15 protein-coding genes are annotated in these 14,166 nt (G+C 73.1%); 10 read left to right on the top strand and 5 right to left on the bottom strand.

The annotated features are described in order from the left end of the window. The first annotated feature begins 11 nt into the window (after positions 1 to 11). Positions 12 to 353 (top strand): hypothetical protein, encoded by a 342-nt coding sequence (locus KSE_RS36025; RefSeq protein ID WP_014140331.1) that lies wholly within the window; start codon positions 12 to 14, stop codon positions 351 to 353. A 5-nt stretch (positions 354 to 358) separates the two neighbouring features. Further along, entirely contained in the window at positions 359 to 1,588 is a 1,230-nt protein-coding gene (locus KSE_RS36020) for a glutathionylspermidine synthase family protein (protein ID WP_014140330.1), read from the top strand. A 139-nt stretch (positions 1,589 to 1,727) separates the two neighbouring features. Here the strand turns inward: KSE_RS36020 and KSE_RS36015 are convergent, their stop codons facing one another. Further along, on the bottom strand, positions 1,728 to 2,048 hold the full coding sequence (locus tag KSE_RS36015) for a hypothetical protein (protein WP_014140329.1): 321 nt from the start codon (positions 2,046 to 2,048) through the stop codon (positions 1,728 to 1,730). Positions 2,049 to 2,299: 251 nt separating this feature from the next. Here KSE_RS36015 and KSE_RS43180 point away from each other — a divergent pair, with 251 nt between their 5' ends. Together KSE_RS43180 and KSE_RS36010 are read left to right on the top strand one after the other, a co-directional pair. After that, positions 2,300 to 2,458, top strand: coding sequence for a hypothetical protein (locus KSE_RS43180; RefSeq protein WP_014140328.1), 159 nt, complete (start codon positions 2,300 to 2,302; stop codon positions 2,456 to 2,458). Positions 2,459 to 2,486: 28 nt separating this feature from the next. Beyond that, positions 2,487 to 2,753 (top strand): hypothetical protein, encoded by a 267-nt coding sequence (locus KSE_RS36010; protein ID WP_148283216.1) that lies wholly within the window; start codon positions 2,487 to 2,489, stop codon positions 2,751 to 2,753. Positions 2,754 to 3,106: 353 nt separating this feature from the next. Here the strand turns inward: KSE_RS36010 and KSE_RS36005 are convergent, their stop codons facing one another. After that, positions 3,107 to 5,983 carry an ATP-binding protein gene (locus KSE_RS36005; protein WP_014140326.1) on the bottom strand — a complete coding sequence of 959 codons (2,877 nt, stop codon included), beginning with the start codon at positions 5,981 to 5,983 and terminating at the stop codon, positions 3,107 to 3,109. Positions 5,984 to 6,427: 444 nt separating this feature from the next. Between KSE_RS36005 and KSE_RS36000 the strand changes: the two genes are divergently transcribed. Continuing rightward, positions 6,428 to 6,922 carry a DUF5709 domain-containing protein gene (locus tag KSE_RS36000; protein ID WP_014140325.1) on the top strand — a complete coding sequence of 165 codons (495 nt, stop codon included), beginning with the start codon at positions 6,428 to 6,430 and terminating at the stop codon, positions 6,920 to 6,922. Positions 6,923 to 6,965: 43 nt separating this feature from the next. Here KSE_RS36000 and KSE_RS35995 read toward each other — a convergent pair whose 3' ends face one another. After that, positions 6,966 to 7,712, bottom strand: coding sequence for a carbon-nitrogen hydrolase family protein (locus KSE_RS35995; protein WP_033258315.1), 747 nt, complete (start codon positions 7,710 to 7,712; stop codon positions 6,966 to 6,968). Between the two features lie 244 nt (positions 7,713 to 7,956). Here KSE_RS35995 and KSE_RS35990 point away from each other — a divergent pair, with 244 nt between their 5' ends. The 3 genes from KSE_RS35990 (at position 7,957) to KSE_RS35980 (ending at position 9,525) form a co-directional block, all read left to right on the top strand. After that, a complete protein-coding gene (locus tag KSE_RS35990) occupies positions 7,957 to 8,304 on the top strand; it encodes an SAV_915 family protein (protein WP_014140323.1) in 348 nt (115 codons plus the stop codon). Between the two features lie 76 nt (positions 8,305 to 8,380). Further along, complete coding sequence (locus KSE_RS35985; RefSeq protein ID WP_014140322.1) at positions 8,381 to 8,791, top strand: hypothetical protein; 411 nt, start codon at positions 8,381 to 8,383, stop codon at positions 8,789 to 8,791. Between the two features lie 176 nt (positions 8,792 to 8,967). After that, positions 8,968 to 9,525, top strand: a complete 558-nt coding sequence (locus KSE_RS35980; RefSeq protein WP_014140321.1) for a GNAT family N-acetyltransferase — start codon at positions 8,968 to 8,970, stop codon at positions 9,523 to 9,525. 112 nt (positions 9,526 to 9,637) lie between these two features. On the opposite strand, the gene KSE_RS35975 is transcribed toward KSE_RS35980, so the two are convergent. Continuing rightward, entirely contained in the window at positions 9,638 to 10,966 is a 1,329-nt protein-coding gene (locus tag KSE_RS35975) for an MATE family efflux transporter (RefSeq protein WP_014140320.1), read from the bottom strand. 331 nt (positions 10,967 to 11,297) lie between these two features. Between KSE_RS35975 and KSE_RS35970 the strand changes: the two genes are divergently transcribed. Continuing rightward, the gene (locus tag KSE_RS35970) at positions 11,298 to 11,513 is read left to right on the top strand and encodes a heavy-metal-associated domain-containing protein (RefSeq protein WP_014140319.1); all 216 of its coding nucleotides are present in this window, start codon (positions 11,298 to 11,300) and stop codon (positions 11,511 to 11,513) included. Between the two features lie 468 nt (positions 11,514 to 11,981). Further along, on the top strand, positions 11,982 to 12,989 hold the full coding sequence (locus tag KSE_RS35965) for a GNAT family N-acetyltransferase (protein ID WP_014140318.1): 1,008 nt from the start codon (positions 11,982 to 11,984) through the stop codon (positions 12,987 to 12,989). A 172-nt stretch (positions 12,990 to 13,161) separates the two neighbouring features. On the opposite strand, the gene KSE_RS35960 is transcribed toward KSE_RS35965, so the two are convergent. Beyond that, positions 13,162 to 14,001, bottom strand: a complete 840-nt coding sequence (locus tag KSE_RS35960) for a spermidine synthase (protein ID WP_014140317.1) — start codon at positions 13,999 to 14,001, stop codon at positions 13,162 to 13,164. Between the last annotated feature and the right edge of the window lie 165 nt (positions 14,002 to 14,166).

The following is a 14,166-nucleotide window of genomic DNA, read 5'->3' as shown; positions in this document are numbered from 1 at the left end:
GATGATCCGCCATGACACCGCCGCACCCCTCCGCCGCCGGACCCGACCGGTCGATACCCGCCGGCCGCCGCCGCTCGGGGTTCGTCGCCCTGGGCATGGTCGGCACCCTCGCCCTGACCCTCTCCGGCTGTTCCTCGTCCGGCGGCAGCACGCCCAGCCGCTGCGTCGACCCGAACACCCTGAAGGTCCTCGACTCGCACTCCTGCTCGGCGGGCGGCTCGGGCGCGGGCCAGTGGTACTACTGCGGTTCCGGCGGCACCGTCGCGAGCGGCGGCACCTTCAGCAAGTCCGCCGCCAAGCGCGGCGGTTTCGGCTGCCCCAAGGGCAGCAGCAGCGGCTCGGGCGGGGGCTGATCCCCTTGCGCCGCCACACCGTCGCCCCGCGCCCCGACTGGCTGGCCACCGTCGAGTCCCAGGGGCTCGTCTACGCGATGTGCTCCGACCCGTGCAACCAGGGCGGGCCGCACGCCTACTGGGACGAGAGCGCCTACTACGAGTTCTCGCTGCCGGAGGTCGAGGCCCTGGAGGAGGTCGTCGAGGAGCTGCACGAGCTCTCGCTGGCCGCCGCCGAACACGTGGTGCGCACCGGCCGGTTCGCCGACTTCGGGATCACCGACCCGCGGCTGGCCGCCGTCGTCGCCGAGTCCTGGCGCCGCCGCGCGGAGCAGCCCAGCGTGTACGGCCGCTTCGACCTCGCCTACGACGGCACCGGTCCGGCCAAGCTCTTCGAGTACAACGCCGACACCCCGACCTCGCTGATCGAGGCCGCCGGGCCGCAGTGGTTCTGGATGGAGGAGCGCTTCCCCGAGGCCGACCAGTGGAACTCGCTGCACGAGCGGCTGGTCGAGTCCTGGACGCGCCAGAAGCACCTGCTGCCGCCCGGCCCGGTCCACTTCGCCCACTCCCGCGGCGACACCGAGGGCGAGGACTGGCTCACCACCCTCTACCTGCAGGAGTGCGCCGAGCAGGCCGGACTGCGGACCGTCGGCATCGCGATGGAGGACATCGGCTGGGACGAGCTGTCCGGCCGCTTCGTCGACCTCGAACACCGCTTCATCCGCTCCGCGTTCAAGCTCTACCCGTGGGAGTGGCTGGTCGACGACGAGTTCGCCGACCACCTGCTCGACGTCATCGACCTCGGCGGCGGCACCGGCTCCACCCTGTGGATCGAGCCCGCCTGGAAGATGCTGCTCTCCAACAAGGCCCTGCTGGCCGTCCTGTGGGAGCTCAACCCGGGCCACCCCAACCTGCTGCCCGCCTACCTCGACGGCCCGCGCGAACTCGCCGACCCCGGCGGCCCCGGGTACGCCGCCAAGCCGCTGCTCGGCCGGGAGGGCGCCGGCATCCGCATCGTCGAGCCCGACGGCAGCCAGACCCGGCTCGCCGACTGGGCCGGCGACCCGGACCGCTACGGCGCCGAGGGCTACTGCTACCAGCAGTACCACCCGCTGCCCGACTTCGACGGCAACCGTCCCGTCCTCGGCACCTGGGTCGTCGACGGCGAGGCCGCCGGCCTGGGCATCCGCGAGACCGACGACAGCCCCATCACCCACCAGGGCGCCCGCTTCCTCCCCCACCTGATCCGCTGATCCGCTGATCCGGCGGGCCGTCCCGTCCGGTACGGCCCGCGGCCCCCTGGCACCCACACCAGGGGGCCGCGGCGTTCTTCCTCCCCCGCCCGCCCGACCGTCCGCGCGGGCCCTCTTCGGCCTCCGGTCCTCCGGCGGATCAGCGCTCCGCGGAGGACGCGGGACGCCCCGCGGAGGAGCGCTGCGCCGGGATCAGCGGGACGGTCTTGCCGCTCCCGGCCACCGCCCACCGGCGCTGCCCGGACGCCCGCAGGCCGACGACCTCCCCGGCCGGCCGCGCGGGGACCGGAACCGGCGCCGGCACCGGGTGCTTGGGGGCGATCCGCGCCAGCGAGGCCAGCCGGGCACGGCTGGTCTGCCGCTCCACCGTCCCCCGGCAGCCGGACCGGCCGGCGGCCGAGACGTCAGGAGCGGTGAAATGCTCGGCGGCATAACGTCGGAAGAGTTCACGGCGGGTCATCGAAACCTCCTGGGCGGCCTGGGCCGGCTGGCAGCCGTCTTCGGGAACGCCCCAAGCAAAACCCCGCCCCGACGACCGAACAATGCGTATCCCCTACCCAACATCCGGCCCGAACCCTGGGTACCCCTATCCCTGCCGGGCCACTACCCACCCTTCGCCCGCCGCGTTGGGTACCACTACGCATTGATCACCCCGTTCGTTCACCGGTTAGCTGGTACCCGTTCCCTCCTACTCTCGACCCGGAGGTCCGGATGACCCGCCGCGAACGCTTCCGCCTGTACGCAAGCGAGCACTTCACCACCCTCACCGACCAGCCCGCGACCGGCCGGCTCCGCGGCACCGTCGAGCGCCAGACCCGCCAAGCCACCCTCACCAGGCTCGCCCGGCTCTCCCACCACCCCCGTACCTGAGAACTGCGTGGCCCCCACCATGACCCTCATGACCCTCACCGCCACCGCCCCGGCTCCCCCCGTCGCCTCCGCCCGGCGACTGTTCACCGCGGTCGACCTCCCGCTCTGGCTGGTCACCATGCCCACCACCAGCCGCACCGGCGCCCGCGGCGAACAGACCTTCGCCGTCCGCGCCCTCACCTACACCGACGCCCTCGACGCGGCCACCACCACCGCGTACGACCACCCGGCCCTCCGCCACCGCCGCGGCGCCCACATCGACCCGGCCTCGGCCTACGCCACCCTGCACCACTGACCGGCCCGCCACCCGCGCGCGGCAGACCGCGCCGACCGGCCGCCGGCGCCCCGCGATTCCCGACGCGCCCACCGGAGCGACCCGCCGGAGGCCCCGCGGCAGCCCGGGTCCGCACCACGGCTCAGCCCGCACCACCCCGCCACCGCGCCACCCCGTAACACCGCCCCCCGCCGTGAACCGGTGGGGACGGCCCGGCCGGATGTCCGACCCGGCACCCCCGAGGACATCCCGCCCCGCACCGCCAGCAGTCCGGCCCAGGACCGTTCGCGGCTCCGCACCGCCCTTGTTCCGCGGGCCTTCCGGGGAGCCGTCCGCACCGCAACCGGCTCCCCGCCCCCTGTCAGCCCTCCCTGTCAGCCCTCCGTCTCCGTCAGCGCCTCCGCCACCTCCTTCCGGCCCACGCCGAGCTTCCGCAGCACGCTGGCCACGTGGTGCTCGACCGTGCGGGGGGACAGGAACAGGGCCTGGGCGATGTCCTGGTTGCTGGCGCCCTGCCCGAGCAGTTCCGCCACCTGCCGCTCGCGCGGCGAGAGCGCCTCGCCGTAGCCGCGCCGCCCGGGCGAGGCCATCCGCCCCAGGCCGAGGTCGCGCCGGACGTGCTGGCAGCGGGCCGCGTCGGAGGCCGCGCCGAGCGTGGTGTAGGTGGCTTCGGCGGCGGCCAGCCGCTCGGCCGCGGTCTGCGGGTCGCGCTCGGCGAGCGCCCGTGCCAGCCGCTCCTCCACCCTGGCGACCTCGTAGGGCCGACCGATGGCGCGCCAGGCGTCCCGGGCCTGGCGGTAGGACTCGATCGCCCCGCCCGGGTCAGTCCCCTCCAGCAGGACGCCCCGGGCCAGGGCGAGCCCGGCGTGCGCGGCCGGCGCGTCCACCCCGCCGAGGGCATCCGCCGCCTCCTCGATCAGGTGCTGGGCCGCCCCGTCGTTGCCGACGCCCCGCGAGACCTCCACCCCGATCGGCAGCAGTTCGCCGGCCCGGGCCCACGCCCCGGCCTGCCGCAGGATCGCCACGGCGGGCGTCAGCACCAGCGCGGCGGCCTCCGCGCCGCGCTCCACCAGCTCCACCCCGCCCAGGCCGGCGGCGGCCCTGAGCGCTGCGGTGACCTGCGACTCCCGCTCCCCGTACCGGGCGGCCGACTCGAACTCGGCCCGCGCGACCGCGAGCCGCCCCCGCGCGGCGGCCATCCGGCCGAACAGCATGGCGCGCTCGACCCGGGCCATCGCCACGTCCGGGTACTCGGCGCCGAGGGCTTCGAACCGCTCCTCCAGCCCCTGCCAGCGCCCGGCCAGGCCGTCCAGGCGCAGCAGGGCGATCCGGCTGTAGCACTCCAGGTAGGAGATCGCCGCCTGCCGGGCCAGGGCGCGGCTCTCGGCCAGCAGGCGGCCGGCCCGCTGGTCGTGCCCGGTCTCCATGGAGATGTCGCCGACGTTGAACAGGGCCCGGGTGGTCTGCCGGACCAGTTCGGGGCTGGAGGCGTCGCGCGGCAGCCGGTCGAGCTCGGGCTGCAGTTCGGGGTCGCCGTCGCGGGCCTGGAAGGTGAGCCGGGTCGCGCGGTAGGCGGCGGCGACCTCCTCGTCGGGTTCGGCCTCCAGCGCGGTGGCGGCCCTGGCCATCCGCTCCTTGGCGGCCGCGCCCGCGCCGTCGCGTTCGTCCATGGCCAGTGCGACCAGGGCCCGGGCCGCGCGGGCGGGCCGGTCGGCGATCAGTTCGTCGGCGGCCTGTTCGATCAGCGCGAAGCCGGCCCGGTCCCCGCCCTGGACGGCGACCCGCAGGCCCAGGGTCAGCCGGACCTCGCCGCGGTCGGCCACCGGCAACCGGGGGTCGGCGATGATGGCGGACAGCACCTGGGTGCTGGCCGCGTCGTAGGCGGCGTTCGCGGCCAGCCCGGACAGCGCCCGGGCCGCCCGCCCGCGGCGCTCGGGCGCGAGGTCGGTCTCGGCGAGCAGCTCGCGCAGCAGCGGACCGGCCGCCGCGGTGTCGCCCTGCTCCACCGCCTGTTCGGCCGCCGCCTCGGCGGCCTGCTGCCAGGCGTCCCGGTCGCCGAGGGCGCGGGTGTGCGCGGCGATCCTGGCGAGCGGCTGCGGCTCCCTGCCGCGCAGCGCCTCGATCGCCCGGCGGTGGAGCGCGGAGCGCATCGGGCCCGGTATCCGCCGGTACGCCACCTGCCGGGCGGGCTCCCAGCGGAACGCGTACCTGGCCGGGGCGGGCTCGTTCAGCACCCCGGCGCGCAGGGCCTCCACCAGCCCGGCGGAGACCTGCTCGGCGGGCAGCGCGGAGACCTCGGCGAGGAGTTCCTCGCTGGCGGGCTCGTCGAGCACCGCGGCGCTCTCCGCCACGGTGCGGGCCGCGGTTCCGAGGCCGGCCAGCCGCTCGACCACGCTGTCCCGCAGACCGCGCGCCAGGTCGGCACCGGCCAGGGCGGCGACGGGGTCCGCCCGTCGGCCGTCCCCGCGCAGACCCTCCAGGGTCTCCAGGTCCTCGACGATCGCGGCCGGAAGCCCGCCGGACCGTTCGTACAGCGCGCCCGCCAGCGCCGGCGCGCTTCCAACCCCGCCACCGGCTGCGGTGCCGGTGCCGAGGACCTTCCAGACCAGTTCCAGCACCTCCGCCTCGTCCAGGGGCTCGACCCTGAGCAGACCTCCGGAGACCCCGGGCGGACAGCGGTAGGCGGTGCCCAGGACGGGCGCGCCGTCGGGCAGTTCCTCCGCCCGGTAGGTCACCAGCAGTGACAGACCCGGGTGCGGGTCCCTGGCCAGCAGCAGCAACAGCTCCCGGGTCGCCCGATCGGCCCACTGCGCGTCCTCGATCAGCAGGACCACGTCGCCCAGCGCGTCGAGCAGCGCCCGCAGGCCCTGCGTCAGCCGGTACCGCTCGTCGCCTCCCCCGCCGGTGCTGTCCTCCGGCAGCAGGTCGGCCAGGTCCGGCAGCCAGGCCCGGAGCGCGCCGGTACTCGGCGGCACCTCCGCGGCCTCCCGCAGGACCGGCCTGCTGCGGCGCAGCGCGTCCAGCAGCGGACCGTAGGGAGGTGGGTCGGCCACCGGGTGGCACCGGCCGGTCAGCACCCGCTCCCGGGGCAGCCCGGCCTCCGCCAGCGCCCGTCCGACCAGCGCGGACTTCCCGACGCCGGCACCGCCCTCCACCAGCACCACGGCCGGTGCCGCCCGCACTGCCCCGACCAGCCACGCCACTTCGCGCTGCCGCCCGACAAAACCCGGCGCTCCGCCGTCATGCCTCATCACCGCACACCCCATCCGCACACCCGACCCGACCGCACAATCCGGCGAGAGCACGTACGTTCCATACGCCCATCATGCCGTGCCGCTCTGACGTCCCGACCCCCGGCCACCGTCCGATCACCGCCCGGCGCTCCCGACCGGGCCGCCACGCTGCCGTAACGCTTCGTCTCCGCCCCCTCCCGCTCCCGGCATCCGGCTGCCCCGCCGACCCGGATCCAACCCTCCCCCGTCCACTCGCCCCGGTCCCGTCCGCAGGCCGCTCCTCGGCCGCCCACGGGCGCCGCGCCACCGCTCCGCAGGCGGGCGGCAACCGCCCGCGGGCCCGGCCGCTCCGAGCCTTTCCGCACCGCGCCGTGTTGCGGGGCGGGTCACTCCCTGGCGAGCATGAAGAAACTGCGTGTGGCCTCACCCGAGTGACCCCGAGTGACGAGGACAGGTGCTGTCATGACCGACTGGGACGCCCAGGACCCGGACTCCGCCGAGGACGACGGCGTTCTCGAACCTGCCGACTCCCTGCTCACGGACCGGCTGGACGACGATCCGCTCGACACCGGGATCATCCCGCCGGACGGCTACCACGGCGCCACCGCGTACGGCACCACGCCGGAGGAGGCGGAGCGCGGCGAGTCCCTGGACCAACTGCTGGCCGAGGAGGAGCCCGACACCGATCCCGACGCCGTCGACGACCGCTGGCCGGACGGCCCCTCGCCACGGGCCGGCCGCCTGGTCGAGGACGGCATCGACACCGAGGGCACCGACGTCGGACCGGACTCCGGCGCCGCCACCGCGGAGGAGGCCGCCGTGCACCTGGTCTACCCGGACGAGGACGCGGACGCCGAGTTCGACGACGCCGGGCCCGACGAGCCGCTGCGCGAGGCGGTCAGGTTCACCGTGCTCGACGACCTGTCCGACCGGGTGCCCGACGACGACTACCGCTGAGCCGCCCACCGCCCACCGCCCGAGTTCGCGGACCGGCCCGGCCTCAGTCGCCCACCTCCACCTCCGCCACCTCCACCTCCAGGTCAGCCACCAGCAGCCGGGGCCCGCTCTCGTCGGCATCGGCCATCACGGTCCCGTCCGGCGCCCACACCGCGCTGCCCCCGCAGCCCGTCCACGGCCCGGCGGAGCCGACGTGGTTGGCGAGCACCACGTACATCCCGGTGGCCCTCGCGATCGCCGGGTGCACGGTGCGGCGCTCCTGACGGCCGCCTCCTGTTCCGTACAGCGAGCTCGCGAGGTGGATCTGGCAGCCCTGGGCGGCGTTCCGCGCGGACACCTCCGGGAAGTGGTTGTCGAAGCACGTCGCCAACGAGTAGCCGATCCCGCCCAACCGGAAGCGGCCGCCACCGCTCCCCGGTTCGAAGACCTCCCGCTCGTTCTCGTACAGGTGCTCCTTCGCGTACACCGTCAGCACGGCGCCGTCCGGGGCGTACACGGTGCTGACGATCGCCGGGCGCCCTCCCGGCCCCGCCGCGGCCCCGTTGACCACGATCGCGATGCCCGTTCCGCGCAGGGGGTCGAGGCGGGCGTCCTCCGCCTCGGTCCACAGCGCGCGGTCCGCGCCGATCCGCTCGGGCGCGTACCCGGTGAGCGCCAACTCCGGGCAGACCATCACCGCGCTGCCGGCCTCCCGCGCGTCCACCGCCAGATCGGCGATCTGACGCACGTTGGCCTCCACGTCACCCGCCACGCACTCGAACTGGGCCGCCGCCACCCGTACCCGTGCCACTCCGGTCTCCTCTCCGTTCTCCCACCACAAGGACCATCCGGACGCTACCGCCCGTGCTCACCGGGCCGCACCGCCGGGACTACCCGCTCCCACCGCCGGGTGATCCCCCACCCCGAGGATCAAGAAGCTGTCAGGACGCGGTACCCGGCCGGACTTTCCGGCGTAGCGTCGATGCCATGACGTGCCGCATCGGACGCGTGCCCGGTACGTTTCCGCGACCACCACTCCTCGTGGAGGCATCCCCATGCAGCAACGCCCCGACGACGCCCTCCTCCTGGTACCGGTCAGGCCCGGCCCGCTGGGCTACACCATCCGGCTCTTCCGCACCGCGCTCGGTGACCGCACCGCTGTCGCCTTCACCTCCGAAGACCTCCTCGTGTCCGTACTCGGCGGCACCCAACTCCGGACCGGGCTCTGCGCGCCGGCCCTGCGGGCGCTGGTCGCGCCCCTCGGCATCACCACCCTCACCATCGACCCCCAGCTCGTGGCCGCCGCCCCGCGGAACCGCGTGCTCACCGGCAGCGTGCTCGACACCTCCCGACCGGTCCCGACCCCCGCCCCGCTGCCGGCCACCGCCTTCCCCGGCAATTGAGCCACTGCCGGTCCTTCCGCGAACCGCTGGACGCTGACCGGTTGGGTACCACCAATCCTGGGGGCGGAGGTATCCGGTGGACTTCGATAGGCACATCATCGCCCCGGGCAGTCCGAATGCCCGGCAGTGGCGCACCTTCGACAGTGAGCGCACCGTGCCGGTCGCGGCCCGGACAGCGACCTCCCTGGTCCGCGTCCTGGAAGTCCTTCCGGAACCGGTGGCCGTGTTCGCCCACGATGCGATCCTCGCGTTCGGTGGGGGCGTCCCAGAGCTACTCCGTTCATTGCGTTGCCACACTCTGCCGTGGAACCAACTCACCAGCGCGAAGCCTGACCTGATGATCTCGGCGAGCGAGCACACCGGGGTCCCGGCCGGTGAATATCCGGTTCTCGTCCTCGCTGGCATCGGGCGGGTCGCCCAGGACAGGTCAAGCCGCGCTGCTGGTTCGTTCCCAGTGGAGATCGGCTTTTCGCACCAAGTAAGGTGAAGCAGCCACGCGTACCGCTCCTACCTGCGAACTCGCAGACCAACCTGCTGTCCGCCGACAATTCGACACCGGAACGTGTCCGAAGCCTCGACGCGCGACGGCGCGTCCGCGGGTGCGCGACCCGCTCGGCGGCTTGTCGCGTCGCGTTCCGCCCGCACCCTCGATCAGGAGTCCCAGTGCCGCCGATCTTTCCCGAGACCACTCTGCGCACCGAACGGCTGGTGCTCCGGCCGTTCACCGCAGAGGACGTGGACGACACCCGGGCCGCCTGCTCCGACGAACTGACCCAGCAGTGGCTGCCGTTGCCCGCGCCGTACACGGTCGAGCACGCGGCTTCGTGGTGCACCGACGTGTCCCACCGGCTGCGCACTTCCGGCGACGGCATCCACTTCGCCGTCACCGACGCCGAGTCCGGGAGGCTGCTCGGAACGGTGGGGCTCAAGAAGACCGACTGGCCGGCCCGGGTGAGCGAGGTCGGGTACTGGGCCGCACCGTGGGCACGCGGCCGCGGTGTGACGGCGGAGGCGACGCGGGCTCTCGGCGAGTGGCTGCTGGGCGCGCAGGGTTTCCAGCGGGTGCAGTTGTTCGCGGCCACCGCCAACACGGCCTCCCAGCGGGTCGCCGAGAAGGCCGGGTTCCAACGGGAGGGCATCCTGCGGAACGCCGGCTACGTGCACACCGGCCGGGTCGACCTCGTCCTCTTCTCCCTCCTGCCCGACGACCTGACGGGCTGACGGGCTGACGGGGAACTGGCACCCTGCGCGGCACCGGAGCCGTCATCAGAGAGGGGTGCCGGCGCCGCACGAAGCGTTGGACGCCCCGGCGGGCTCCCTACGGAACGGTTCCTCAGCTACGCAGGACGAGAAAGCGCGCGCTGAACCAGAGCCCGATGAAGCCGAGGACGTTGCCGACTGCCATCAGCTTCGACAGGTCTCCGGCGTCGACGGGCCCGGGTATGAGGAACGTGGCACCCAACATCGCCGCGAAGTACACCACGTTCAGCAGGAAGGCCGCCCCCGCGCGGCCGATCTGCTCGAGATAGCCGAGCAGTGCGAGCGTCCCTCCGAAGAGCACCAGGGTGGGGCCGACCCAGGCGAAGTATTCGGCCGCGACGGAAGCGGCGGCTTGATCGGTGGTCAGGGCGCGGGCGATCGTCTCCCGGCACAGGAATGCCGCGGTCCCGAGCAGGAGGTACGGCGGGATCGACAGCCGCAGGGTGGTGATCAGACCGGCGTAGTTGATCCCCCGTCGGCTGTCTCCCGGTCGGAGGGTCACCGCGATCGCCGCCCCCGAGCCGACGGCCATGGCTATCACCATCAGCAGTCCGACGGCCATCTGCCCGAGCGCGAACCCGGCGACCTCGGCCGTCCCGGCCGCGCGCAGCACTCGCAGGTAGCCGAAGGTCACCGTGGACAGCAGCAGGAACGTGCCCGCCACCGGTGCGGCGAAGCCGAGGAGTTCACGCACCGCGTCCCGGTTGCCGGCGAGTACGGGCCGGGCCACCCCCTTGCGCTTGAGGACGATCACGACTGCCGCGCCGACGATGGCGGTGGCCGGCAGGCCGCCGAACGGCACCGCGAGCACGCCGAGCCCCGTGACGGCGTGGAGCACGGTCGTTCCGGCGATGGAGAGCGCGGTGAACAGCACTCCGAGCCAGGCCGCCGGGCCGGTGTGGCCCAGCCCGCGCAGAACGCCCGTGCCGAGGTAGGGGATCAGCCCGAGCACGGAGGCCGCGGCAACGGCCACGACGAAGACCAGTACGGAGCGCCGTGCCTCCGGGGCGACTCCGAGGGCGGTCAGGAACGGTCCCGCGGCCACGAGCACGACCACGGCTTGCAACGCCAGCAGCCCGGCGCCGACGGCGAAGAAGGTCGGCACGGATCCGAGCGCGTACCGCCCCCGACCGGTGCGGCCAGCGATGCCGGCGGAGACCTGGGCGGCGACCACCAGCCCTTCCGTGACGGCGAGCACGAGATAGCCGACGGGTGTGTACACGGATCGGACGTACAGCGCCTCGGGCCCCAGGCGGCCGAGGAAAGCCACCGTCCACGTCTGCAGCACCAGCCCGGCCAGCAAGCCGAGCAGGATGGACAGGGCGAACCGTCCCGCCGAAACGTCCAGCGGAGCGAGCGCCGGCTCCCGGCTCCCGACCGCGCTCGTGGTCTCCCCCGTCATGGCTCTCCTCCTCGTCGTGTCGACCTCTCCCGCGTATCGGTGCTGTCGACGCTGATGACCGTAGCCGGACATTTTTATGAATTCAATAATTAAATTTCTTCCAGATCGGGGGCGCTGCGGAAATTCGGCCGGCGAGCAGCAGACTCGGTCCGGACCGGGCCCGACTGCCGGCCCTCGGCGAACTCCCGTGCAGTGCGCCACTCGTTGGAGGCATCCGCCGGTGCGACCCGGTACTCCGCCCCGATCGGATGCGTTCTGCCGTGCGGCACCCTTCGGTCCCGTGTGACCGTCCACCGAATCCCGATCCACCCCTGACCCCATGGAGGCATCCATGCCCACCACCGCTGTCTTCACCGTCGAAGGAATGAGCTGCGGCCACTGCGAACGGACCGTCACCGCCGGCCTGACCGCGCTGGACGGCGTCACCGATGTCACCGCCGACGCGAAGTCCGGCCAGGTGACGATCGAATCCACCGAGCCCCTGCCGGAGGATCAGGTCCGCTCCGCCGTCATCCGTGCGGGTTTCGCCTTGATCGGTCGCGCCTGAGCCCTTGCCGGGCCGCCGAACGTCGAGGACACCACCGCACCCCCTTCTCGTGGTCCTGCCGCTGTCCGAGCAATTACCGCGGCAGGATTCGAAGTAACCCTCTCCTTCGCTCCCAGCCCCTTGGTTCACTCTTTCGGGCAGTTCTGCGTAACCTGCAATCGACCCTGGCGAGCTGCCCGGAAATCTCGGCCGAATAATAATTTGCAGGCGATCCTCCACTCTCCTAACCTGTGGGCATCGTCGGCGACGGAGTACCTACCGCAGTCGGCCCACCAGGCATTCACCCGGCCACGCCCATGGCCCGCGCTGCCACGTTCCGAGAGGAGTCCCGTGATGGTTCCAATAATCCGCAGCCACGTCATGGCGCTCCCGATCGCCGCGCCTTCCACTCGGTCCGCCCTCGCGCGCTAGCGCGGCGGACCGCCACGATCGGGTTCCGCGCCTCCCAATCCCTTTCCCGGAGGCACCGTGATCTTCCGTCCGATCGTTCCGCAGGAAATCAACGCCGTACTGGCCCAGATCAGGCCCGACCCGTCCACCGCGGTCTCCGCCGACACGGTCCGTGCGCGCCTGGCCGATGGCGAGTACCGGCCCGGCTGGATCTGGGTGGCGGAGCCCGCCCCTGGCCAGGCCCCGCTGGCTGTCGCCATCTGGTGGGGCAGCCCCACCGACCCCCGTCCGAGCAATCTGGACGCGCTGTTCGCCAGGTCCGATGCGATCTCGGGCCCTCTTCCCCAGGCCCGCCGACTGCCCCGCGGCCCTCGGCCGACCACCGACCCCCGCAGTGCGGTCGCCGCCGCTCTGCTCACTGCCGCGCATCAGGTGTTCGCGGCCGACGGGCTGACCCCCGCGCCCGACTACCACCTGTTCCTACCGCCCGACTGGCGTGATCATCCTGCGATCGCCGCTTCGGTCGCATGGCGCCGCCAGGCGGCCGAAGCGGCGGGCCTGCGCCTGACTGCCGAACGACTCAGATTCGAATGGGAAACCGATCGTCCTGTCCCGGCCCTGTCCAATCGGCTGTTCTTCACTTCCGAGCCCGACGACGAGGTCTTCGTCGACCTCTTCCGCCGGACTTCACAGCGCAGCCTGGACGTGGCATCCACTCGGGAGGTGTTCCTGGTCGGCGCGGAGGCCCATGCCCGGAGCGAGGTCTCCTTCTATCACTGGGAAATGCCCGGCGAGCGGTCCTGGTGGCGAATAGCCCGTACGTTGTCAGGGCGGGTGGTCGGCTTCGCCATCCCCTCGCACAACTCAGTCGTACCGGTGGTGGGTCACTTCGGCGTCCTGCCCGAATTCCGGGGCATGGGATTCGCCGCCGAGGTCCTCGCCGAGGCCACCCGGATCCTGGCTGCCGAAACCGATGCCGAGGTGATCCGTGCCGAAACCGATCTCTGCAACCATCCCGTGGTCGGCGCCCTGGAACTGGTCGGTTACCGCGACCGCACCCACCGCCTGGTCCTCTCCGCCGTCTGACCGGGCGCGGCTGGCCTCCGGCCTCCCCTCCCCGGCCGCCGCTCCGTCCCTGGCCCACCTCACGCCTTCCGCCGGCCGGCGCCGAACGGCTTCTGCTCTCCCCACACGACGAGGAGAACCTCCCATCAGGTACGACTTCCAGTACGACGTCCCGTCACATGACCGCTCCGGCTCACTCCAGCGAGAACGCTCCGCTGGGCGGAGGCGGGGAGTCCTCAGCCGTCTCGTCCGTGACCGGCTCCGTCGCCTGCTCAGGCGCCTCCGTCAGCCTGGCGGGAAACGGGTCGGCGGCGAGCAGTCGGGTCAACTCCCCCGTGGGGAGGGGCTCGTCGGAGCCGATCAGCAGCACGTTCCCGTAGCGCCGCCCCCGCAGCACTGCGGGCTCGGCCACCAGACAGACGTACGTGAACACCGCCGCGACCGTGGCGGTCTGGGCCTTGGCGAACGTGAGTGGCGGACCGTCCGCCAGGTTCGCCGCGTAACAGCCGCCGGGCCGGAGCGCGGCAGCGGCCTGGCGTACGAACTCGACACTGGTGAGGTGCGCCGGCGTCCGCGAACCCCGGAACACGTCGGCCACCACCACGTCGAAACCAGCGGCCGGCACGGATGCGAGGGCGGCCCTCGCGTCACCCACCGTCACGTCGATACCGGAGGGCCAGGGCAGGTGCTCGGCGATGAACTCGGTCAGCGGACCGTCCACTTCGACCACCTGCTGCCGCGAACCGGGGCGGGTGCCCGCCAGGTACCGGGGCAGGGTGAGACCGCCACCGCCCAGGTGCAGCACGTCCAGCGGTTCGCCGGGGTCTGCGACCACGTCCAGCAGGTGCGCGATCCGCTGCACGTACTCGAACTCGAGGTGCGTCGGGTCCTGGAGGTCGACGTACGACTGCGGGGTACCGTCGAGAGTGAGCAGCCAGCCGCCCTCGACATCGATGTCGGGCACCAGCTTCGCCGTGCCCAGCGCCACCTCGCGCTCCACCGGCCGCGGGTCCGACCCGTCGATGTCGCTCATCGGCCGCGCCTCCGGGAAGTGGCGGCGCGGAGAACGATCGACGAAGGAACAGCCATGCGGGCAGCTTAGGCCCCAGCAGGGCGGTCTTCCCAAACGAAGGCTCCTACCGACCGGTATGGTCGCGGAGGTGGTACCGCCCGGGAGGGTCCGGGGCGGCGCAGCGGT

The organism is Kitasatospora setae KM-6054, from assembly GCF_000269985.1.
In the GTDB taxonomy this organism is placed as follows: Bacteria; Actinomycetota; Actinomycetes; order Streptomycetales; family Streptomycetaceae; genus Kitasatospora; species Kitasatospora setae.
Note: the sequence above shows the minus strand (reverse complement) of the source record. Positions and strands in the feature narration are given on the sequence as shown.